Source organism: Luteimonas suaedae (genome assembly GCF_008312895.1).
Lineage (GTDB): Bacteria > Pseudomonadota > Gammaproteobacteria > Xanthomonadales > Xanthomonadaceae > Luteimonas > Luteimonas suaedae.
Genome location: NZ_VSSP01000013.1, coordinates 62,722 through 84,864, shown reverse-complemented (window position 1 = coordinate 84,864; position 22,143 = coordinate 62,722). Strand labels below are relative to the sequence as shown.

18 protein-coding genes and 1 pseudogene are annotated in these 22,143 nt (G+C 69.2%); 11 read left to right on the top strand and 8 right to left on the bottom strand.

The window, feature by feature from the left end:
• Positions 1 to 1,464, bottom strand: a complete 1,464-nt coding sequence (locus tag FXO19_RS16405; RefSeq protein ID WP_149196196.1) for a hypothetical protein — start codon at positions 1,462 to 1,464, stop codon at positions 1 to 3.
• A 304-nt stretch (positions 1,465 to 1,768) separates the two neighbouring features.
• On the opposite strand from FXO19_RS16405, the gene FXO19_RS16400 reads away from it, so the two are divergent.
• The gene (locus FXO19_RS16400; protein WP_149196195.1) at positions 1,769 to 2,623 is read left to right on the top strand and encodes a 2OG-Fe(II) oxygenase; all 855 of its coding nucleotides are present in this window, start codon (positions 1,769 to 1,771) and stop codon (positions 2,621 to 2,623) included.
• A 74-nt stretch (positions 2,624 to 2,697) separates the two neighbouring features.
• Here FXO19_RS16400 and nth read toward each other — a convergent pair whose 3' ends face one another.
• The 3 genes from nth to FXO19_RS16385 form a co-directional block, all read right to left on the bottom strand.
• Positions 2,698 to 3,315 (bottom strand): endonuclease III, encoded by a 618-nt coding sequence (gene nth / locus FXO19_RS16395; RefSeq protein WP_149196215.1) that lies wholly within the window; start codon positions 3,313 to 3,315, stop codon positions 2,698 to 2,700.
• A gap of 86 nt (positions 3,316 to 3,401) precedes the next feature.
• Positions 3,402 to 3,767, bottom strand: coding sequence for a hypothetical protein (locus FXO19_RS16390; protein ID WP_255516470.1), 366 nt, complete (start codon positions 3,765 to 3,767; stop codon positions 3,402 to 3,404).
• 5 nt (positions 3,768 to 3,772) lie between these two features.
• On the bottom strand, positions 3,773 to 4,555 hold the full coding sequence (locus FXO19_RS16385) for an enoyl-CoA hydratase/isomerase family protein (RefSeq protein WP_149196194.1): 783 nt from the start codon (positions 4,553 to 4,555) through the stop codon (positions 3,773 to 3,775).
• A 188-nt stretch (positions 4,556 to 4,743) separates the two neighbouring features.
• Here FXO19_RS16385 and FXO19_RS16380 point away from each other — a divergent pair, with 188 nt between their 5' ends.
• The 3 genes and pseudogenes from FXO19_RS16380 (at position 4,744) to FXO19_RS16365 (ending at position 7,421) form a co-directional block, all read left to right on the top strand.
• Positions 4,744 to 5,445, top strand: a complete 702-nt coding sequence (locus FXO19_RS16380) for an FKBP-type peptidyl-prolyl cis-trans isomerase N-terminal domain-containing protein (RefSeq protein WP_149196193.1) — start codon at positions 4,744 to 4,746, stop codon at positions 5,443 to 5,445.
• A 295-nt stretch (positions 5,446 to 5,740) separates the two neighbouring features.
• Positions 5,741 to 6,564: pseudogene (locus FXO19_RS16370) on the top strand (NUDIX hydrolase).
• Positions 6,561 to 7,421: a sulfurtransferase gene (locus FXO19_RS16365; RefSeq protein WP_149196190.1), complete on the top strand. Its 861-nt coding sequence runs from the start codon at positions 6,561 to 6,563 to the stop codon at positions 7,419 to 7,421. The pseudogene FXO19_RS16370 and the gene FXO19_RS16365 overlap by 4 nt, the downstream one beginning before the upstream one ends.
• A gap of 224 nt (positions 7,422 to 7,645) precedes the next feature.
• Here the strand turns inward: FXO19_RS16365 and FXO19_RS16360 are convergent, their stop codons facing one another.
• The 3 genes from FXO19_RS16360 to uvrA all read right to left on the bottom strand — a co-directional run bounded on the left by FXO19_RS16360 (position 7,646) and on the right by uvrA (position 12,280).
• Entirely contained in the window at positions 7,646 to 8,410 is a 765-nt protein-coding gene (locus FXO19_RS16360) for an enoyl-CoA hydratase/isomerase family protein (protein WP_149196189.1), read from the bottom strand.
• A gap of 410 nt (positions 8,411 to 8,820) precedes the next feature.
• Complete coding sequence (locus FXO19_RS16355) at positions 8,821 to 9,231, bottom strand: acyl-CoA thioesterase (RefSeq protein WP_149196188.1); 411 nt, start codon at positions 9,229 to 9,231, stop codon at positions 8,821 to 8,823.
• Positions 9,232 to 9,355: 124 nt separating this feature from the next.
• Positions 9,356 to 12,280 (bottom strand): excinuclease ABC subunit UvrA, encoded by a 2,925-nt coding sequence (uvrA, locus tag FXO19_RS16350; protein WP_149196187.1) that lies wholly within the window; start codon positions 12,278 to 12,280, stop codon positions 9,356 to 9,358.
• Positions 12,281 to 12,721: 441 nt separating this feature from the next.
• Here uvrA and rplU point away from each other — a divergent pair, with 441 nt between their 5' ends.
• The 3 genes from rplU to cgtA all read left to right on the top strand — a co-directional run bounded on the left by rplU (position 12,722) and on the right by cgtA (position 14,599).
• Complete coding sequence (rplU, locus tag FXO19_RS16345) at positions 12,722 to 13,042, top strand: 50S ribosomal protein L21 (protein ID WP_149196186.1); 321 nt, start codon at positions 12,722 to 12,724, stop codon at positions 13,040 to 13,042.
• A gap of 12 nt (positions 13,043 to 13,054) precedes the next feature.
• The gene (rpmA, locus tag FXO19_RS16340) at positions 13,055 to 13,318 is read left to right on the top strand and encodes a 50S ribosomal protein L27 (protein ID WP_149196185.1); all 264 of its coding nucleotides are present in this window, start codon (positions 13,055 to 13,057) and stop codon (positions 13,316 to 13,318) included.
• A 240-nt stretch (positions 13,319 to 13,558) separates the two neighbouring features.
• A complete protein-coding gene (gene cgtA, locus FXO19_RS16335) occupies positions 13,559 to 14,599 on the top strand; it encodes an Obg family GTPase CgtA (protein WP_149196184.1) in 1,041 nt (346 codons plus the stop codon).
• Between the two features lie 280 nt (positions 14,600 to 14,879).
• Here cgtA and rpsT read toward each other — a convergent pair whose 3' ends face one another.
• Positions 14,880 to 15,149, bottom strand: a complete 270-nt coding sequence (rpsT, locus tag FXO19_RS16330; protein WP_149196183.1) for a 30S ribosomal protein S20 — start codon at positions 15,147 to 15,149, stop codon at positions 14,880 to 14,882.
• A 137-nt stretch (positions 15,150 to 15,286) separates the two neighbouring features.
• Here rpsT and murJ point away from each other — a divergent pair, with 137 nt between their 5' ends.
• The 4 genes from murJ to lspA all read left to right on the top strand — a co-directional run bounded on the left by murJ (position 15,287) and on the right by lspA (position 21,893).
• On the top strand, positions 15,287 to 16,948 hold the full coding sequence (murJ, locus tag FXO19_RS16325) for a murein biosynthesis integral membrane protein MurJ (protein ID WP_149196182.1): 1,662 nt from the start codon (positions 15,287 to 15,289) through the stop codon (positions 16,946 to 16,948).
• A gap of 243 nt (positions 16,949 to 17,191) precedes the next feature.
• Entirely contained in the window at positions 17,192 to 18,205 is a 1,014-nt protein-coding gene (locus tag FXO19_RS16320; RefSeq protein WP_149196181.1) for a bifunctional riboflavin kinase/FAD synthetase, read from the top strand.
• A 351-nt stretch (positions 18,206 to 18,556) separates the two neighbouring features.
• A complete protein-coding gene (gene ileS / locus FXO19_RS16315) occupies positions 18,557 to 21,364 on the top strand; it encodes an isoleucine--tRNA ligase (protein ID WP_223115530.1) in 2,808 nt (935 codons plus the stop codon).
• Positions 21,365 to 21,395: 31 nt separating this feature from the next.
• Positions 21,396 to 21,893 (top strand): signal peptidase II, encoded by a 498-nt coding sequence (lspA, locus tag FXO19_RS16310; protein WP_149196179.1) that lies wholly within the window; start codon positions 21,396 to 21,398, stop codon positions 21,891 to 21,893.
• The last annotated feature ends 250 nt before the right edge of the window (positions 21,894 to 22,143 follow it).

The following is a 22,143-nucleotide window of genomic DNA, read 5'->3' as shown; positions in this document are numbered from 1 at the left end:
TCAGCAGGGCGTGTCGGCCGTCAGGCCGCAGGTCCAACCCTGCCACCAGGTGTCGTTGGCATCGCGTACGCCGCCGATGTAGTCGACCTGCTGGAAGAAGTTGCTGATCAGCTGCAGGCCCTGATAGGTCGGCACCGCGTTCTCCTCGGCGCCGTTGACGAAGCCGTTCGTCAGCGACGAGGTCCCTTCGGCGACGTTGTTGCTGCCGGCGTTGAAGGCGTCTTCGGCACGCTGGTCGGCGAACGCCACCGGGCAGGAGAAATGCACCGACTCGAAGGTGCCGGTGGTGTTCTCGTCGTCGATCTGCAGGCACTGCAGGGACGCGCCGGTGCCGCCGTCGGGGCGGGTCACGACGGTGTTGTAGAACTCCGCCTGGGTGCCCGAGTTGAGCGTAATGGCCGAACCACCGCCGGCGCGGCCGATATAGGTGAAGTTGGCCACCTTCGGGTTCGAGAACGGCTGGCGGCGGATGCTGCTCCATTCGTTCATGCGGTCGCCGCCGCCTTCGCGCTGCATCACGATGCCGAACTGCAGGGCGCCGTTCCAGCCGGTGTCGGTGTCGAGGCTGTCGTCGTCGTTACCGGTGAAGACCAGGTAGCGGGCGTTGACGGTGCCGCCGAACCATTCGATGCCGTCGTCGGAGCTGTTGTGCACCTGGACGTACTCGATGGTGGTGCGATTGCCGACGCCGGCCAGCGTGATGCCGTTGAGTTCGTTGTTCTGGGAGATCTCGAAGCCCGAGTGCATCACCCGCACGTAGCGCAGCACGCCACTGTTGTCGTTAGGTGCATTGCCGCCGTAGAAGCCGTCGGCGCCTTCCACCTGCTCCTGGCACTCCGGCGTGCCGGAGACGGTCTCGCCCGGACAGGCGTTGATCGGCGCGCGGCCGAGGATCACCAGACCGCCCCACAGGCCGATCGAATCCGCGTTGGTTTCGCCTTCCAGGCTCTGCCGTGCGGTGAACACGACCGGCGCCTCGTCGGTGCCTACGGCGTGGATCTCGGAGCCACGGTTGACCACGATGAAGTCGGCGCCGGATGAGCCGTACAGGGTCACGCCGCGATCGATGGTGAGTACGCCTTTCTGGGCGCCGGCGCTGGGGTTGCCGGCGTCGCCGCCCTGGTCCTCGCCGACGGTGACGCGACCGGAGATGGCGTACGCGGTGCCATCGCGCTGCGGCACCACCACATCGCCGACGATGGTCTCCGGCAGGCGGCAGGCGCGCAGCGTGCCGTCGGCCACGGTGCCGACATTGCTGAAGCCATCCGGGCAGTCGGCGGCCGGGCCGCCGGTCGGCGGTGGCTCGCTCGGCGGCGGCGGAGGCGGCGGAGGCGGCGAGCCCGACGGCGGCGGGAAAGCGCCTGCGCCAGGATCGACAACGCGGTCGGCGCCGTTGCCGCATGCGCTGAGGGCGAGGACCGTGCCGAAGGTCATCAGCAGGGTCCGGTAATTGTTCGCAGCCATTCTGGAATCTCCGATCGTATGGACGGGTTTCGGGTGAGCGCAGGAACGCGGAGGCCTGGCGGAGCGCATTGCCGCCGCGGTGTCGGCCGCAGGTCCCCGAGTGGAATCGCTGCAAGTTATAAGCACCTTTTGTGACCGTTTTCTTGCGCCGATAACGATTTCTTAAGCGGACGGAAACGTGTTCGCGTGGCCGCCGTCGCATGTCGCAAATCGGTATCGGATCTGTCACACGAGCGCGCTAAGCTGCTGCGGAGGCAGTGCGCGCGCATGCGGCGCAACGCATCCGTCACACGAGGGCTTTGCCATGTCGACCACACAGCAGATCACCGCCGAACTCGATGGCTGGATCCTGGAGCAGGTGCGCGCCGGACAACCGCCTGAGGCGGTGATTGCGCCGCTGCTCGAGCAGGGCTGGCGGGAACAGGTCGCGATCGATGCGGTCGAGGCGGTGATGCGCCGCCATCTGGAGCAGCACGCGCGAGACGCCGGGTTGCCCGTGCCGGTGAGGGTGCCGGCGCCGGTCGGCTGGAATGGCGCCTCGACCGTGCGCGCCGAGGACCGCGACGTGCACGTGCTCGCGCACCTGGTGCACCCGCAGGTGGTGGTGCTCGGCGGCCTGCTGTCCGACGACGAGTGTGATGCCCTGGTCGAGCTGGCGCGCACCCGGCTGTCGCGCTCGGCCACGCTCAACCTGGAGACCGGCAGCGACGACGTCCACGGCGACCGCACCAGCCAGGGCATGTTCTTCCGCCGCGGCGAGAACGTGCTGTGCGCACGCATCGAGGCGCGCATCGCCGCGCTGACCGAGTGGCCGCTCGAGAGCGGCGAGGGGTTGCAGGTCCTGCGCTACGGTGTCGGTGCCGAATACAAGCCGCACTACGACTACTTCGATCCGGACAAGCCCGGGACCACGCGCACCCTGGCGCGCGGTGGCCAGCGCGTCGCCTCGCTGGTGATGTATCTCAACACCCCGCCGCGCGGCGGCGCCACCACATTTCCGGACGCACACTTCGAAGTCGCGGCGGTGAAGGGCAATGCGGTGTTCTTCAGCTATGACCGCCCGCACCCGATCACCCGCAGCCTGCACGGCGGAGCGCCGGTGTTGGGCGGCGAGAAGTGGGTGGCGACGAAGTGGCTGCGCGAACGCAGACACGATTAAGCAGAAACGAGTGACGAGGAGTGAGAAGTGAGAGAAAGCGGATGTCGCCTCTCTCGTTTCTCAATCCTATTGACTCACTTCTCGCTCTCGGTCTTGTTCGGAAACCGGCACAGGTCGCGGATCACGCAGACCGGGCATTCCGGCCGGCGCGCCTTGCACACGTAGCGGCCGTGCAGGATCAGCCAGTGGTGGGCGTTCTGCAGGAATTTCGGCGGCACCCGCTTCAGCAGGCCGTCCTCCACCGCGCGCACGTCCTTGCCCGGCGCCAGCCCGGTGCGGTTGGCGACACGGAAGATGTGGGTGTCGACGGCAATGGTGGGTTCGCCGAAGGCGGTGTTGAGCACCACGTTGGCGGTCTTGCGGCCGACGCCGGGCAGCGCCTCGAGCGCGGCGCGGTCGCGCGGCACCTCGCCGCCGTGGCGCTCGACCAGGATCCGGCAGGTGGCGATCACGTTCTTCGCCTTGGCGTTGAACAGGCCGATGGTGGAGATGTAGCGCTTCAGGCCGTCCTCGCCGAGGGCGAGGATCTGCTGCGGCGTGCTGGCCACCGGATACAGCTTGCGCGTCGCCTTGTTGACGCCGACATCGGTGGCCTGGGCCGAAAGGATCACCGCCACCAGCAGTTCGAACGGGGTGTCGTACTCGAGTTCGGTGGTCGGGTTCGGGTCGAGTTCGGCCAGGCGCGAGAACATCTCGTGGATCTCGTCGCGCTTGAGCGTCGGGCCGCGACGGCGGGCCGACGGTTTCGGTTTTGCCGCGCCGCCTGCACCGGCGGTGCTCACGAGCCGGCGTTCCCGACCCTGGCCTTCGCCCGTGCCAGCGCCGCTGCGGCCGCGGCCGGCAACGGCGGCTTGCCGGTTTCAAGGGTCGAGGGCGCGCGCCGGGCCTCGCGCTCGGCGGCGCGGCGCGCCAGCCGCGCATTGCGGGCGCGGTGGCGCTCGCGTGCCGCCCAGGCGGCCAGCAGCCGGTCGCGGGCCGTGCGCAGCCGGTCGCGATCCGCTGCCGGCAGGGCCGACGCGGCATCGGCGTCGAAATCGGCCAGGCCGGCCTCGATCGCGGCGTCCAGGTCGCCGGTATCGAGCAGCCGCAGCAGTCTGCGGGCGCGCTCGTCGGTTTGGATGCTGGCGTCGGAAGCGTGCGGCATGCGGTTCAGCGATTGCGGAAGGCGGGCCGGCGCTTTTCCAGGAAGGCCGCGGTGCCTTCGCGCATGTCCTCGGTGGAGAACGCCAGGCCGAACTGCGCGGTCTCGTAGGCCAGGCCTTCCTCGATCCCGCACTCGCCGCCGTGGTTGACGCAGTCGAGCACCCCGCGCAGCGCCAGTGGCGCGGCCGCGGCCAGCTGCGTGGCCAGCTTCATGGTCTCGGCCTCGAGCTCCGCCGCCGCGACGACGCGATTGACGAGGCCGAGCTGGTGGGCGCGGGCGGCATCGATCGGCGCGCCCAGCAGGCACAGTTCCAGCGCCGCGGCGCGCCCGGCCAGCCGCAGCAAGCGCTGGGTGCCGCCGAAGCCCGGGATCAGGCCGAGATTGACTTCCGGCTGACCGAGCCTGGCGCTGTCGGCGGCGATGCGCAGGTGGCAGGCCATGGCCAGCTCCAGGCCGCCGCCCAGCGCGAAACCGTTGACCATGGCGATCACCGGCTTGGGCAGGGTCTCGATCCGGCGCATGGTGCGCTGCCCGCGCTGCGAGAAGTCGCGGCCCTGGATCGCGCTCAGGCCGGACATTTCGGCGATGTCGGCGCCGGCGACGAACGCCTTGGGCCCGGCCCCGGTCAGCACCGCGACCCGGACCGCCGGCTCGGCGGCGATCGCCTCGAAGGCCTCGTGCAGGGCGTCGAGGGTGGCCGCATTCAATGCATTCAGCTTGTCCGAGCGGTTGACGGTGACGACGCGGACGGCGTCGTGATCGGCGATCAGCAGTGGGGAGTCGGTCATCGGCGATTACCGGATGTGAAGGGGGGAGGGCCCGCAGGCCGCGCGGAACTTACCGGGGCCGGCGGAGTCGGACGGTTGCCGCCGGTGGAAGTCGAGCCCTGTGGCGGCTATCCTAGCGCGTTCGTTCGTGGCGGTTCGACCGTTCACGTGAGCCGAACCATCACGAAAACCATCTGGAGATCTACCGCATGAAGTTGCGTTTGCTTGCCGCTACCCTTGCGGCACTGACCCTGACCGCCGGCACCGCCGCGGCCCAGGACACCTCGTCCGAACAGGGGCGACTGAGCTATGCGCTTGGTTACGACCTCGGCCGCAATCTGGTCGAAAGCGGCGAACAGATCGACATCAACACCGTGGTCAAGGCGGTGCAGGACGGCTACGCGCGGCGCGACCCTGCGGTGCCGGTCGAGCAGCTGCGTGGTGCCGTGGAAGGCATGCAGCAGCGACAGCTGGCCAAGGCGAAGGAAGCCTTCGAGAAGGCCTCTGCCGAGAACAAGACCAAGAGCGACGCGTTCCTGGCGCAGAACCGCGCCAAGTCGGGCGTGCAGACCTTGCCCAGCGGCGTGCAGTATCGCGTGGTCGAGGCCGGCAGCGGCGCCAAGCCGACCCAGAACAGCGAAGTGGAGCTGCACTACAAGGGCAACCTGCCGAACGGCCCGACCTTCGTCGACACCTATACCGCCGAGGAAGGCCAGCAGGCCGGTCCGGTCACGGTGCGGCTCAGCGAGATCCCGCTGGTCGGCCTGCGCGAGGCGCTGACCAACATGCCGACCGGCGCGCGCTGGGAAGTGGTGCTGCCGGCCGAGCAGGCCTACGGCAACACCCCGCAGTCGCCGATCGGCCCGAACCAGGCAGTGGTCTTCGACGTCAAGCTCGTCAGCATCAAGTGACGTACCGGCCCGCGCGCGTAGCGCGCGGCTTTGCCGGTACGTCATCCCGGCGAAAGCCGGGATCCAGCTCTTGGCAGGACGGTCCGTGCGCGTAGCGCACGGCTTTGCCGGTACGTCATCCCGGCGAAAGCCGGGATCCAGCTCTTGGCAGGACGGCCCGCGCGCGTAGCGCACGGCTTTGCCGGCACGTCATCCCAGTGCAGGCCGGGATCCAGCGCCCCATCCGCAACTCCAACGCCACGCCGCCTCCCGCCGGCGTGGCGTTTTTCTGCCATCGGCTAAGCTTCTCCGGGCCATGACCTTCACCTTCCCCGTCGTCCTCAGTCCCTGCACCGGCGTCTGCATGCTGGACGACGAGGGGCTGTGCCTGGGCTGCCACCGCACATCCGCCGAAATCGCGCGCTGGTCGCAGATGGACGACGACGAGCGGCGGTGGCTGATGGAATCGGAACTGCCAGCGCGCGAAGCGCAGCGCACATGAAGCCGGAGGTGTCCGTTCCCGGGCTGGCGCGGGCGCTGCATCCGCTGGATGCGCCGCCGGTCGGCGACGGATGGAACCGCGACGAGATCGCCGACCTGCTGCCCGCCGCCGGCAAGCGCTTCGAGGCCGCCGTCCTGGTGGGTCTGGTGCAGCGCACCGACGGCCCCCGGGTGCTGCTGACCCGTCGGACCGAGATGCTGCGCCAGCATGCCGGCCAGGTCAGTTTTCCCGGCGGCCGCATCGAGCCGGGCGATCGCGATCCGTTGGCCGCGGCCCTGCGCGAGGCGCGCGAGGAGATCGGCTTGTTGCCGGCGCAGGCCTGGCCGCTGGGCTATCTCGATCCGATGCTGACCGTCAGCGGCTATCGCGTGCTGCCGGTGGTGGCGGCGCTCGATCCGGCATTCGTGCCGGTCCCGGATCCCGCCGAGGTGGCCGAGGTGTTCGAAGTCGCGCTGGCCTTCCTGCTGGCGCCGCAAAGCCTGCAGCGGCTGGAGGTGGACTACGGCGGGCGGCGCCGCGAGGTGCTGCAGTTCCGCAGCGACGAGATGATCTCGCCGCACCGGATCTGGGGCGCGACGGCCTCGATCCTGCTGAACCTGCGCGAGCGGCTGCGCGAAGCCGCGGGAGACGATGCATGACAGAAGACCGGACCACGCTGGTACAGGCGGAGGAACTGGCCACCGCGCTCGGGCGCGCCGATCTGGCGGTGGTCGACTGCCGGCACTCCCTGGCCGATGCCGATGCCGGCGCCCGCGATTACCGCGACGGGCACGTTCCGGGGGCGGTGCACGCGGATATGGATCGCGACCTCTCCGGCATCGCGCCGGCCGGTAGCGGCGCCGGCCGCTACCCCTGGCCCGATGCCGCGGAACTGTGCCGACGGCTGGGCACCTGGGGTGTTTCGCCGCGGCACCAGGTGGTCGCCTACGACGCCGGCGACGGTGCCTTTGCGGCGCGGCTGTGGTTCCTGTTGCATGCGCTCGGGCATCACCGGGTGGCGGTGCTCGATGGCGGCTGGGCGCGCTGGGTGGCGCTCGATCTGCCCCGGGAGACGTCGGTTGCAGGGCAGGTCGCGGTGGACTATCCGTTGAGGACATTCGATGCCGCGCGCCTGCTCGATGCGACGCAAGTGCAATCGCATCTGCAGCACGGCAATCTGCTGCTCGACGCTCGCGCCGGCGAGCGCTTCCGCGGCGAGGTCGAACCGATCGACCGCGCTGCCGGGCACGTACCCGGCGCGACCAGTCGCCCGTATGCCGAGAATCTCGTCGACGGCCGCTTCAAGTCCGCCGACCGGCTACGCGTGGAATTCGAGCGTGCGCTGCAGGGGCGTGCACCTGCCGACGCGGCAGCGATGTGCGGTTCCGGCGTCACCGCCTGCCATCACCTGCTGGCGATGACGCATGCCGGGCTGCCGGGCGCACGCCTGTATACCGGCTCGTGGAGCGGCTGGATCGAAGATCCGGCGCGCCCGGTGGCCACCGGCGAGGCCTGAGCCCAACCGGCCACCGTTCCTCGTAGGAGCGCGCCATGCGCGCGATGCCGCGGGTGCCGGCAGGATCCGGCGGATGCCGCGATTCCGGACCGGCAGGCGCGCCGGTCACCGGAATTCACGGGCGGCGCGATGCCCGCGGTATCGCGCGCATGGCGCGCTCCTACGGATATTGACTCCCGGTCGATGCCCTGCATGTCCGCCCAAACGGGCGGAAAATCAACAGGTCAGCCCTTGCCGATCCGCGCCACCATTGCGCGCAGCGCCTGCTGGGTGGCGGGGTCGTGCCATTCGCGCAGGAAATGCTCGAGCTGCAGGCTTTCCGGCGTCAGCGCCTCGACCAGGTCGGCGCGTGCCAGTGCGCGGGTGGCCAGCATCGCCTTGCGCGGCAGCTGCAGCAGGTCGTGCAGCCAGACGACGCTGCGGGTGACGACCTCGTCGATGCCGGTCAGTTCGTCCACCAGCCCGATCGCGTGCGCGCGCTCGGCCGCAATCATGTCGCCCGCGACCAGCAGGCGCTCGGCACGATGGCTGCCGACGATGCGCTGCATCAGCCGCAGGATGCCGGGCGGGATCGCGATGCCGACCTGAGTCTCGTTGAGGCCGATGGTGAAGGGGCCGTCGGCCATCACTCGGTAGTCGCAGCACAGCGCCAGCACGCAGCCGCCGGCCGGGGCGTGGCCGGCGATCGCGGCGGCCACCGGCAGCGGGCAGCCGGCGAGCGCGCGCGCCGCATCGAAGAATGTTTCCCAGGCCGTGCGCAGCGCGTCGGCGTCGTCCTGCAGCGTCAGCAGGTGCGGCACGTCGAGGCCGGCCGAGAACACCTTGGGCCCGCCCGACAGGACCAGCGCCTCGGCCCCTTCGTCCACGCAGGTGCCGAGGGTCGCGCGCAGCTCCGCGCAGAGGTCGGGGTTCAGTGCGTTCACCGGGGGACGTGCGAGCCGCAGCTCGATGATGCCGCCGTCGTGGCGGATGGTTTCGATCAGGGGCATGGGTTGGGAGTCGTCGGTCGAGAATCGGGAACTAGAGGGTAACCGTTCTTGCCGCCATCCCGGCGCAGGCCGCGCCGGGCGGACCTTTCCGTTGCGGTGAGACAAAGCCCGTCGCCGCGGGTCGTATCATGACTGGCGCATTTTCGTATCAAATGTTTACAGGCTCCTCGCTCCCGCGCAGGCGGAAGCCCAGGGACTTTGCCGTGGCCGGAGCGAACGTCCATGGATCCCCACCTGCGCGGGATGACGGCACTGCAAACACTCGGGGCAACAATGCTCTAGCCGGGATCCACGCATTGATGCTGCACGGGCCAAGATGGATCGCGGCTTGCGCCGGGATGACGAGCGAGGGCGCTACGCTTGTTCGGCTTCGGCTTCGGCTTCGGCTTGGGGCCCGCGGAGCGATCCGATCATCCCCCCGCAGCGCGGCGCACCGCATCGGGCAATGGTGTCGGCCGGCCGCTGGCGCGTTCCACCCAGACCATCACCACGTGGCCGTCGGCGTACAGCGTGGCGCCGTCCTCGCTGAGGATACGATGGGTGATGGTGACGCTGCTGCTGCCCAGGCGCTCGCACGACAGTTCCACCATCACGCTCGCCGGATACGGGATCGGCCGCCGGTAGTTGATCTGCACGGCCGCGAGCAGCGGCGCGGTGCGCTCGGTCACCCATTCCTCGTCCAGCGAATCGAACCAGCGGATGCGGGCCTCTTCCAGATAGGTCAGGAAGTTGGAGTTGTTGACGTGGTTGAACGCGTCCAGGTCGCGCCAGCGCAGTGCGATCGGCATGCGGAACAGGACGGGGGCGGGCTGGTCGTTCATGGGCGGAAGAGCGAGGAGTGAGAAACGAGAGGAGGAAAACGAGAGGAGGAAAACGAGAGGATGAAAACGAGAGGTGGAATGCCCTCACTCATTTCTCACTCCTCATTTCTCACTCCTAAGCTCCTCAGGCGCTGGCGCGGCGCACGGATGCACGCTTCTTGCGCGCGGGCTTGGCGCCCGCTTGCGTGGACGGCGGCGTCCGCTCCGCGGCAGGCGTTCGGCCGCCGAGCATCGTCGCCAGGAACTGCCCGGTGTACGAATGCGCCATGCCCGCCACGTCCTCGGGCGTACCCTCGGCGATGATGCGTCCGCCGCGGTGTCCGCCCTCGGGGCCGAGATCGATCACCCAGTCGGCGGTCTTGATCACGTCGAGGTTGTGTTCGATCACCACCACCGTATTGCCGTCGTCGCGCAGCTTGTGCAGCACCGCCAGCAGGTGCTCGATGTCGTGGAAGTGCAGGCCGGTGGTCGGCTCGTCGAGGATGTACAGGGTGCGCCCGGTGTCGCGCCGCGACAGTTCCTTCGACAGTTTGACGCGCTGCGCCTCGCCGCCCGACAGTGTGGTCGCCGGCTGGCCGAGGCGGATGTAGCCCAGGCCCACGTCCAGCAGCGTCTCCAGCTTGCGCGCGATCGAGGGCACCGGCTGGAACAGTTCCAGCGCGTCCTCGACCGTCATCTCCAGCACGTCGCGGATGTTGTGGCCCTTGTAGAGGATCTCCAGCGTCTCGCGGTTGTAGCGCTTGCCGTGGCAGACGTCGCAGGGCACGTACACGTCGGGCAGGAAGTGCATCTCGACCTTGATCAGGCCATCGCCCTGGCAGGCCTCGCAGCGGCCGCCGCGCACGTTGAAGCTGAATCGGCCCGGCGAATAACCGCGCGCGCGCGACTCCGGCACCTGCGCGAACAGCTCGCGCAGCGGCGTGAACAACCCGGTATAGGTGGCCGGATTGGACCGTGGCGTGCGGCCGATCGGCGACTGGTCGATGTCGACGATCTTGTCGAACAGGTCCAATCCCTCGACTTCGCGGTACGGCGACGGCTTGTGCGACGCGCCGTTGATCTCATTGGCGGTGAGCTTGTACAGGGTGTCGTTGATCAGGGTCGACTTGCCCGATCCGGACACGCCGGTGATCGCGGTGAACAGCCCGGCCGGGATCGTCAGGTCGACGTCCTGCAGGTTGTTGCCCGAAGCGCCGTGCAGCTTCAGCAGCATCTTGGCGTTGGCCTTGTGGCGCCGCGACGGCACCTCGATCCGGCGCTTGCCGGACAGGTACTGGCCGGTCAGCGAGCGCGGCGCCTCGAGGATGTCGGCGTACGTGCCCTGGGCGATCACCTCGCCGCCGTGCACGCCGGCGCCGGGGCCGATGTCGACGATGTGGTCGGCCAGGCGGATCGCGTCCTCGTCATGCTCGACCACGATCACGGTGTTGCCGAGGTCGCGCAGCCGGGTCAGCGTGTCCAGCAGGCGCGCGTTGTCGCGCTGGTGCAGACCGATCGACGGCTCGTCGAGCACATACATCACCCCGACCAGGCCGGCGCCGATCTGCGAGGCCAGGCGGATGCGCTGTGCCTCGCCGCCGGACAAGGTGTCGGCCTTGCGCTCGAGGGTGAGATAGTCGAGGCCGACGTCGACCAGGAAGTTCAACCGTTCGCGGATCTCCTTGACGATCTTGGTCGCGATCTCGCCGCGCCAGCCGGGCAGGCTCATCTCGCCGAAGAACGCCAGCGCCTCGCCGATCGGCAGCACCACGATCTCCGGCAGTGGGCGGTCGGCGACGAACACATTGCGCGCCGAGCGGTTGAGGCGGGCGCCGCCGCAGTCGGGGCAGGCACGTTCGCTGATGTACTTCGACAGCTCTTCGCGCACCGCCGAGGACTCGGTCTCGCGGTAGCGCCGCTCCAGGTTGGGCACGATGCCTTCGAACCGGTGCTTGCGCTGGCTGCGGCTGCCGCCCTCGGTGATGTAGGTGAAGCTGATGGCCTGGCCGCCGCTGCCGAACAGCACCGCCTCGCGCGCCTTCTCCGGCAGTTCCTGCCAGGGCATGTCGACGTCGAAGCGGTAGTGCTTGGCCAGCGACGCGATCAGCTGGAAGTAGTAGTGGTTGCGGCGGTCCCAGCCGCGCACCGCGCCGGCGGCCAGGCTGAGCTCCGGGTGTATCACCACCCGGGCCGGATCGAAGAACTGGCTGACGCCGAGTCCGTCGCAACTCGGGCAGGCACCGACCGGCGAGTTGAACGAGAACAGCCGCGGCTCCAGCTCCGGCAGGGCGTAGTCGCAGACCGGGCAGCTGTACTTGGACGAGAACAGGTGTGGCTCGGCTTCCGGATGGTCGAGCGAGCGCACCGAGACCATGCCGTCGCCGAGCTTGAGCGCGGTCTCGAAGCTTTCGCTCAGGCGCTGCTTGATGTCCTCGCGCACCTTGAAGCGGTCGATCACCGCTTCGATCGTGTGCTTCTGGCGCAACGCCAGCGTCGGTACGGCGTCGATCTCGTACACCGCGCCATCCACGCGCACGCGCACGTAGCCTTGGGCGCGCAGCTGCTCGAACACCTGCGCGTGCTCGCCCTTGCGCTCGCGGATCACCGGCGCCAGCAACATCCAGCGCTGCGCCGGATCCAGCGTCAGCACCTGGTCGACCATCTGGCTGACCGTCTGCGCCTCGAGCGGGTAGTGGTGGTCCGGGCAGCGCGGCATGCCCACCCGCGCGTACAGCAGGCGCAGGTAGTCGTAGATCTCGGTGATGGTGCCGACGGTCGAGCGCGGGTTGTGCGAGGTCGATTTCTGCTCGATCGAGATCGCCGGGCTCAGTCCCTCGATGTGGTCGATGTCGGGCTTTTCCATCACGCTGAGGAACTGCCGGGCGTAGGCCGACAGCGACTCGACGTAGCGGCGCTGGCCCTCGGCGTAGATGGTGTCGAACGCCAGCGAGGACTTGCCGGAGCCGGACAGGCCGGTGATCACGATCAGCTTGTCGCGCGGCAGGTCGAGATCGATGTTCTTCAGATTGTGGGTACGGGCACCGCGGATGCGGATGAAATCCATCGCCATCGGGGAGGAATCCGGGTTGTCCCGGCGCCGTGGGCGGCCGGGCGGGGGAGGGGAGAAGGGCGACCAATCAAACAGCCTACCGAGCGGTCGATATGGGGGCAAACCCCGGTTTCGCCAGCCCGCCGGACAGTCTGCGCCGCAACCGTCTCAGCCACTGCGACGGACCACCGGCGAACCCTGTAGGAGGGGCTTCAGCCCCGACCGCGCCAGACGGCCCCGTCAGGGCTGGCCAAGATGAACGCGCGACCGCGCGTTGCGAAGGAAACAACGGCAGGAGGCACCGCCGATCAGCGTGCACGAGTGCGCGCGGTCGGGGCTGAAGCCCCTCCTACAGGGGGAGGAGGCACGGTTGACCGTAACCTGCTGAAAGCCATACAATTCCGCTTCTGTCCGGGCTCGATCCCGGGTAGCGACCACAATAACTACAGAGGAAGTCTGGTCATGTACGCAGTCATCGTCACTGGCGGTAAGCAGTACCGCGTGATGGAAGGCGAGACGATTCGCGTCGAGAAGCTCGACACCGAAGCCGGCAATCAGGTCAAGTTCGATCAGGTCCTGATGCTGGGCGACGGTGAGGGCGTCACGCTCGGCGACGCGCTCCAGGGCGCCACCGTCACCGCCACCGTCAAGTCCCACGGCCGCGCCGACAAGGTGCGGATCATCAAGTTCCGCCGCCGCAAGCACCACATGAAGCGCATGGGGCACCGGCAGCATTACACCGAAATCGAGATCACCGGCATCGCCGGTGGGCAGAAGAACTGAGGAGACGCAGCCATGGCACATAAAAAGGGCGTAGGTTCCAGCCGCAACGGCCGCGATTCCAACCCGAAGTACCTCGGCGTCAAGATCTACGGCGGCCAGGCGATCGGGGCCGGCAACATCATCGTGCGCCAGCGCGGCACCCAGTTCCATCCGGGTCCCGGCGTCGGCCTGGGTCGCGACCACACGCTGTTCGCGCTGGTCGACGGCACCGTCGAGTTCGCCGTCAAGGGCGCCAAGAAGCGCCGCACGGTGAGCGTGGTCGCGGCTGCGGGCTGATCTGCGCGTCGAGCGCGAATCAGCCCGCCCAAAGAAGAACCCCGCTTTGGCGGGGTTTTTCTTTGGGCGGGATTGGTGATGACCAGCCATTCGGCTGTTGAAAACCGTGATTGGTGATTCGCAAAAGCGCGGACCGCCGCACCCTCACGTCTCCGCCAGTCCACGGCAACCGCGGTTAGACTTGATCGCCTATGGTTTTGCCTTTTCCAATCACGAATCACCAATCACGAATCCCGCCCCATGAAACTCGTAGATGAAGCCGAAATCACCGTCATCGCCGGAAAGGGCGGCAACGGCTGCATCGGTTTCCGGCGCGAGAAGTTCATCCCGCTGGGCGGGCCGGATGGCGGTGACGGCGGCGACGGCGGCAGCGTCTGGCTGCAGGCCGACGAGAACCTCAACACCCTGGTCGACTTCCGCCACCAGAAGCGCTTCCAGGCGCAGCGCGGCGAGAACGGCATGGGCCGGCAGATGTACGGCAAGGCCGGCGAGCCGCTGATCGTGACCGTGCCGGTCGGCACCGTGGTGATGAATGTCGCGACCGACGAGGTCATCGGCGATCTCGCCACCCACGGACAGCGGCTGCTGGTGGCGCACGGCGGCCGCGGCGGGCTCGGCAACATGCATTTCAAGAGCTCGGTGAACCGCTCGCCGCGCAAGGCCACGTCGGGCGAGGAGGGCGAGGAGCGCACGCTGAAGCTGGAACTGAAGCTGCTGGCCGATGTCGGCCTGCTGGGGTTCCCCAATGCCGGCAAGAGCACGCTGATCCGCGCCGTGTCGGCGGCGACGCCGAAGGTGGCGGACTATCCGTTCACCACGCTGTATCCGAACCTGGGCGTGGTCAGCACCGAGCCGCATCGCAGCTTCGTGATCGCGGACATCCCGGGCCTGATCGAGGGCGCGGCCGAGGGGGCGGGGCTCGGCGCGCTGTTCCTGCGCCACATCCAGCGCACCCGATTGCTGCTGCACCTGGTGGAGGTCCAGCCGCTGGACGGCGGCGACGCCGTCGACCAGGTGCGCGCGATCGAGCGCGAGCTGGGCAAGTTCGATGCCGGCCTGCTGCACAAGCCGCGCTGGCTGCTGCTCAACAAGGCCGACCTGCTGCCGGACGAGGAGGCGCGGGCCGAGGCCGGGCGCGTCATCGCAGCGCTCGGCTGGGAGCAGCCGTGGTTCCTGGTCTCGGGCCTGGCCCACACCGGTACCCGCGAGGTGATGCTGCAGGTGCAGGCGTTCCTGGATCGCTTGAATGAAGAAGAGCGCGAAGCGCGTGATGCGGAGTGAGGCGGTGCGCGCTGGCGCGCGCAAATCCCCCCTGCCCCCCTTTTTCAAAGGGGGGTTGAAGCCGGGCTCCGGAAGAAGCGGAATCGCCGGCGCATTCCCCCCTTTGAAAAATGCGGGCAGGGGGGGCGAAAGCCGCCGCTTGCAAGCCACAGGCTTGCGGCGGCTTGAGCGCCCCCGCGCGGAGCGCGGGGGCCGGGAATCGCGAAGCGATTTGCTTTTCTCCGAGACAACAAAAAACCCGGCCGGAGCCGGGTTTTTCGCAACGACCGAAGGCTTGGCCTCAGGCGGCCTGCAGCGCCTTGATCCGCGCGGTCAGGCGGCTCTTGTGGCGGGCGGCCTTGTTGCGGTGGATCAGGCCGCGCGCGCTGAAGCGGTCGAGCAGCGGCTGGGCGGCCTGGAAGGCCTCCTGTGCGGCGGCGGCATCGTTGGCGTCGAGCGCCTTGAGCACCTTCTTCACGGCGGTACGGAGCATCGAGCGCTGGCTGCCGTTGCGCTGGTTGCGCACGACGGTCTGCTTGGCGCGCTTCTTGGCGGACTTGATGTTGGCCACGGCGGAATCCTGGAAACTGGGGATGACGAAACTGGAGGTGCCAGCGCCGGTCGGGCAGGCCGCTGGGCAAACGAGCCGGAAATTATGGGGGATTCAGTGACTTGGGTCAACCCGGAAGAACATCTCGGGGCGAGGCGATGAGCGCGCCCGATCCGGGCGCCGCGCCGCCCGCCCAAGCCGCCCGTTCCGGGGGGCTGCTGCGCTCGACCGCCGTATTCAGCGCGATGACCTTCGTCTCGCGCGTTTCCGGCCTGGTCCGCGACCAGGTCTACGCCGCGGTGTTCGGTGCCGGGCCTGCCATGGACGCGTTCGTGGTGGCGTTCCGGATCCCGAACTTCCTGCGCCGGCTCTCGGCGGAAGGCTCGTTCTCGATGGCATTCGTGCCGGTACTGGCCGAGTACCGCGAGAAGCACGACCACGCCGCGGTGAAGGCGCTGGTCGACCGCGTCGCCGGCACCCTGCTGGCGGTGCTGCTGGTGCTGACCGCGTTGGCGATCCTGGCCGCGCCGGCGGTGGTCCGGGTGTTCGCGCCCGGATTCGACCTCGACGGCGAGCAGGGCCGGCTGGCCGTGGACATGCTGCGGATCACCTTCCCGTACCTGCTGTTCATCTCGATGGCGTCGCTGGCCGGCGGCATCCTCAACAGCTACCGGCGGTTCGCGGTGCCGGCGCTGTCGCCGGTGCTGCTGAACCTGGCGATGATCGCCGCGGCGCTGGCGCTGGCGCCGCGGATGCAGCAGCCGGTCATGGCGCTGGCCTGGGGCGTGTTCGCCGCCGGCATCCTGCAACTGGGCTTCCAGCTGCCGTCGCTGGCGCGGCTGGGGCTGCTGCCGCGGCCGCGCTGGGGCGCGGCGCACGCCGGCGTGCGCCGGATCATGCGGCTGATGTTGCCGACCCTGTTCGGCTCGTCGGTGGCGCAGCTCAACCTGCTGCTCAACACGGTGCTGGCCTCGTTCCTGATCGGCGGCAGCGTGACCTGGCTGTATTTCTCGGACCGGCTGATCGAGTTCCCGCTGGGCATGTTCGGCGTCGCCATCGGCACGGTGATCCTGCCGCACCTGTCCGGCCGCCATGCCGCGACCGATCCGGAAGGATTCTCGAAGGCGCTCGACTGGGGCCTGCGGCTGTGCCTGCTGATCGGGGTGCCGGCCTGCCTGGGCCTGATGCTGTGCGCCGAGGCGCTGGTGGCGACGCTGTTCCAGCATGGCCGGTTCAATGCCCACGACACGCAAATGGCCGGCTGGAGCGTGGTTGCGCTGTCGGTGGCGCTGCCGGCGTTCCTGCTGGTGAAAGTACTGGCGCCGGCGTTCTATGCGCGCCAGGACACGCGGACGCCAGTGAAGGCCGCGGTGGCGGCGGTGGCGGTGAACGTGGTGCTGTCGCTGGGCTTCCTGGCCGCGCTGCTGTACCTGAGCGATGCCGGCGCCGCGGCCCGCGCGCTGACCGGCGACGCTGGCCCGCGCGCGGCCTTGGCCGAGCTGCCGGGCGCGCACGTCTGCCTGGCGCTGGCGATCGCGATGGCGGGCTGGACCAATGCGCTGCAGCTGTGGTGGTTCCTGCGCCGCGCCGGGGTGTACCGGCAGCAGCCGGGATGGCTGCGGTTCGCGCGGCAGCTGCTGCTGGCGAGCCTAGCGATGGTGGCGGTGGTCGGCGCACTGCTCTGGGCCTGGCCGGACTGGACCGGCTGGCACTGGACGGAGCGGGCATGGAAGCTGGCGGTGGTGGTCGGCAGCGGCGGTGCGGTCTATGCGGCGATGCTGTGGGTGCAGGGAATCCGTCCCCGCGACTTGCGGGCGTAGGCGTGCATGGCTCTCGCCCGTAGGAGCGCGCCATGCGCGCGATGCCGCGGGCATGGCGCCGCCCGCGAACTCCGGTGACCGGCGCGCCTGCCGGTCCGGAATCGCGGCATTCATCGGATCCGGCCGGCACCCGCGGCATCGCGCGCATGGCGCGCTCCTACGGTGGGCTGTCGGGTGTCGCTGGCTTCGGGGACCAGGCGGCGGCTCGGTAAGTTGCGTCTGGTCTTATACTCCCGGGCTTCTATGAGCACGCTTTTTCGCGACATCGACGGCGGGCCGGTGTATCCGGGCGGCAGTGTGGTCTGCATCGGTGCCTTCGACGGCCTGCATGCGGGCCACCAGGCGCTGGTGCGGCACGCGGTCGCGCGTGCGCATGCGCTCGGCGTGTCCGCGGTTGCGCTGAGTTTCGAGCCGCTGCCGCGCGAGTTCTTCGCGCCGGCAACGCCGCCGCCGCGGCTGATGCTGCCGCATGCCAAGGTGCTCGCCCTCCAGGCGCTCGGCGTCGACACGATCGGCCTGCTGCGTTTCGATGCGCGGATGGCGGCGCTGTCGGCGGAAGCGTTCATCGATCGGGTGCTGGCCGACCGGCTGCGCGCGCGCGAGGTCTGGGTCGGGCCGGGATTCCGCTTCGGCCATCGTCGCGGCGGCGATCTCGGCACGCTGCGGCGCGCGGGCGAGGCGCTCGGATTCGTCGCCGGCGAGATCGAGCCGCTGGCGCTCGACGGCGAGCGCGTCTCCAGCACCCGCGTCCGCGCGGCACTGGCCGCGGGCGACTTCGCCACCGCCACCCGCCTGCTCGGCCGCCCGTATGCGATTTCCGGGCATGTGGTGCGCGGGCGCAAGCTCGGCCGCACACTCGGCTACCCGACCGCGAACCTGCGCTTCGGCGGCAAGACGCCGGCGCTGCGCGGCATCTACGCCACCCGAGTGCACGGCGTCGCCAGCGATACCGATACGGGCAGGCCGTGGCCGGCGGTGTCGAGCTTCGGCACGCGGCCGACCGTGGGCGGGGTCGAGCCGCTGCTGGAGGCGCACCTGTTCGATTTCGACGGCGACCTGTACGGGCGCCGGATCGAGGTCGAGTTCGTGGCGCGCCTGCGCGACGAGGAGAAGTTCGACGATCTGCCGGCCCTGGTCGCGCAGATGGACAGGGACGCTGCCCAGGCGCGATCGTTGTTGTCGGCGTCGGAGACCATGCCGCGCCCGGGTGGCATCCCCTTCTCCCTCCGGGAGAAGGTGGCGCGCAGCGCCGGATGAGGGTGCGGCGAAGCGGCAGGTGGGCCAAGGCCCACCCTATGCCTGGTATTCGCGATAGGGTGGGCCTTGGCCCACCGTATGGCGCGAACCATCGCGACTGCGCCATACCTTCACCCCAACCCCTGCTCCGCGCCCCGGCCCGTGCCAGCGGCGCGGGGCGCTCCAGCGCACGCGCGCCAGTAGCGTGCAAGTCGTGCGCTGTCGCCCGAAGGGGAGAGGGGCTTTATGCTGCCCTCCCCTCGGGGCTTTGATGTTTTCGTTCTCCCACTCCCATTGCGACAAGGCCAGCGCGTGAGTTCCGACCCGAACCGCTACAAGTCCACCATCCTCCTGCCGGCGACCGAGTTCCCGATGCGCGGCGACCTGCCCAAGCGCGAGCCGCAGGCGCTGGCGCGCTGGGAAGAGGAAGGCCTGTACGCGCGCATCCGCGCACATGCGAAGGGGCGCCCGACCTGGGTGCTGCACGACGGTCCGCCGTACGCCAACGGCGTGATCCACATCGGTCACGCGGTCAACAAGGTGCTCAAGGACGCGATCGTGAAGTCGCGGCTGCTGGCCGGTTTCGATGCGCCCTACGTGCCGGGCTGGGACTGCCATGGCCTGCCGATCGAGCACGCGGTGGAGAAGCAGTACGGCAAGGTCGGCGAGAAGCTCGACGCCGCCGCGTTCCGGGCCAGATGCCGGGAGTACGCGGCCGAGCAGATCGAACTGCAGCGCAGCGACTTCAAGCGCCTGGGCGTGATCGGCGACTGGGACAATCCCTACCGCACCATGACCTTCCGCTACGAGGCCGACATGCTGCGCGCGCTGGCGCGGATCGTCGAGCGCGGCCACGTCACCCGCGGCTTCAAGCCGGTGCACTGGTGCTTCGACTGCCAGTCGGCGCTGGCCGAGGCCGAGATCGAGTACGCCGACCGGCAGTCGCCGGCGATCGACGTCGCCTATGCGGCGCAGGATCCGCGCGCACTGGCACAAGTGTTTGGTGTCGCCGTCGACGATGCCACCATCGTGGCGGTGCCGATCTGGACCACCACGCCGTGGACGCTGCCGGCTTCGGTGGCGGTGTCGCTCGGCGCCGAACTCGACTATGTCCTGGTCGAGGGTCCGCAGCGCGACGGCCGCCGCCAGCTGCTGGTGCTGGCCGAGGCGCTGGCGGCGAGTGCGCTGCAACGCTATGGCGTGGACACCGTGACCGTGCTCGGCCGCGCCAAGGGCGCGGCGATGGAAGAAATGCAGCTGCACCATCCGTTCTACGCCGCGCGCGACATCCCGCTGATCCTCGGCGAGCACGTCTCCGACGAGGACGGCACCGGCGCCGTGCACACCGCGCCCGGTCACGGCCAGGAGGATTTCGTGGTCGGCCGACGCTACGGCATCAACGAGCGCTACACCGCGGCCGAACTCAACCCGATCGATGCGCGCGGCGTCTACCTGGCGTCGACGCCGCCGGCGGGTGACACGGTCATCGCCGGCGTGCACATCTGGAAGGCCAACGCGCTGATCGTCGAAGCATTGCGCAGCAACGGCAGCCTGCTCGCGCATGCGCCTCTGCAGCACAGCTATCCACACTGCTGGCGCCACAAGACGCCGGTGGCGTTCCGCGCCACGCCGCAGTGGTTCATCTCGATGGAGCAGGCGCACCTGCGCCGCGACGCGCTGGCCGCGATCGACCAGGTGCAGTGGTTCCCCGACTGGGGCCGGGCGCGTATCGCCGGCATGGTGGAGGGGCGCCCGGACTGGACGATCTCGCGCCAGCGCTACTGGGGCGTGCCGATTGCGCTGTTCGTCGATCGCGAGAGCCGCGAACCGCATCCGGATTCGGCGGCGCTGATGCACCAGGTCGCCGAGCGGGTGGAGCGCGAGGGCGTCGATGCCTGGTACGCGCTTGATCCGGCCGAACTGCTCGGCGACGACGCTGCGCGCTACGACAAGGTGAACGACATCCTCGACGTCTGGTTCGATTCCGGCGTCACCCACGCCTGCGTGCTCGAACAACGGCCGGAGGATGGCCTGCACAAGCCGGCCGAGCTGTACCTGGAAGGCTCCGACCAGCACCGCGGCTGGTTCCAGTCGTCGCTGCTGACCGGGGTGGCGATGGACGGCGCGGCGCCGTACCGGCAGGTGCTCACGCATGGCTTCGCGGTCGACGCCGATGGCCGCAAGATGTCGAAGTCGCTCGGCAATGTGGTCGCGCCGCAGAAGGTGATGGACGCGATGGGCGCCGACGTGCTGCGGCTGTGGATCGCCGCCGCCGACTACCGCAACGAGATGTCGGTGTCCGACGAGATTCTCAAGCGTAGCGCCGACGCCTACCGCCGCATCCGCAACACCGCGCGCTTCCTGCTCGGCAATCTCAGCGGTTTCGATCCGGGCGCGCACCTGCGTCCGCTCGACGACATGGTGGCGCTGGACCGCTGGATCGTGCACCGCGCGCACGCGCTGCAGGCGAAGATCACCGCGGCGTACGAGCGCTACGACTTCCCGGAGATCGTGCAGGCGCTGTCGAACTTCTGCAGCGTCGAACTCGGCTCGCTGTACCTGGACGTGACCAAGGACCGGCTGTACACCATGCCGGAGGATTCGCGCGGGCGCCGCAGCGCGCAGAGCGCGATGTACCGCATCGCCGAGGCCTTCGTGCGCTGGATCGCGCCGATCCTGAGCTTCACCGCCGACGAGATGTGGCGGCACCTGCCGGCAACCACCGCGCAAGGGCCGCGCGCGGACAACGTGCTGTTCGCGACCTGGTACGAGGGCCTGGCGCCGCTGCCGGCGGACGCGCCCTTGTCGTCGGAGGCCTTCGACCGCCTGCTGGAACTGCGCGAGCGGGTGTCGAAGGTGCTGGAGCCGATGCGCGCCAGCGGCGAGATCGGCGCCGCGCTGGATGCGGAGATCACCCTGCGCTGCGGCGTGGCCGAGCAGAACCGGTTGGCCCCGCTGATGGACGAACTGCGCTTCCTGCTGATCAGCGGCGACGTGAGCATCGAAGGCGACGGAGCGGCGACCGAGATCGGGGTCGTCGCGGTGCCGACGACCAAGCCGAAGTGCGTGCGCTGCTGGCAGCGGCGCGCCGACGTCGGTGCAAACGCCGAGCACCCGGAGCTATGCGGCCGCTGCGTCTCCAACATCGAAGGCCCTGGCGAGGATCGGCAGTGGTTCTGACCACACGCCACTGCCATCCCGGAGAAGACCGATGACGGCGACGCCCAAACCCAACGCGCTGCCGTGGCTGCTGGTCTCGGTCCTGGTGATCGTGCTCGACCAGCTCAGCAAGTGGTGGGTGCTCACCAGCCTGCCGGAGTACACCGCGATCCCGGTGATCGAGGGATTCTGGAACTGGTACCGCACCTACAACACCGGCGCCGCGTTCAGCTTCCTGGCCGACGCCGGCGGCTGGCAGAAGTGGTTCTTCACCGCGCTGGCGTTCGGCATCAGCGGCCTGCTGGCCTGGTGGCTGGCGCGCACGCCGCGCAGCGACTGGAGGACCGCGCTACCGTTCGCGCTGGTCATCGGTGGCGCGATCGGCAACGTCATCGACCGCCAGCTGCACGGCCACGTGGTCGACTTCATCCAGTGGCACTGGCGCGACTACTACTGGCCGGCGTTCAACCTGGCCGACTCCGCGATCGTCGGCGGGGCGATCGGGATCGCGCTGTTCGGGCTGTTGCAGGGACGGAAGAAGGCGGACTGAGGACTTTCCCTTCTCCCGCTTGCGGGGTGAGGGCGTGCTGCTTGCGGGCCATTGGACCGCGCACGACCGAACGCCCACGCGCTTGGGCGCGTGGGCCGGGGCGCGGAGCGAGGTGGCGCGGAGCGCCGGATGAGGGCGCTTTTGATGTTCGTGGCGAGCGTCGCGGCCCTCACCCCATCCCTCGCTCCGCGCTCCTGCACGCGCCAGCGGCGCGGGCGCTCATCCGCACGCGCGGCATGCCGCGCAAGCC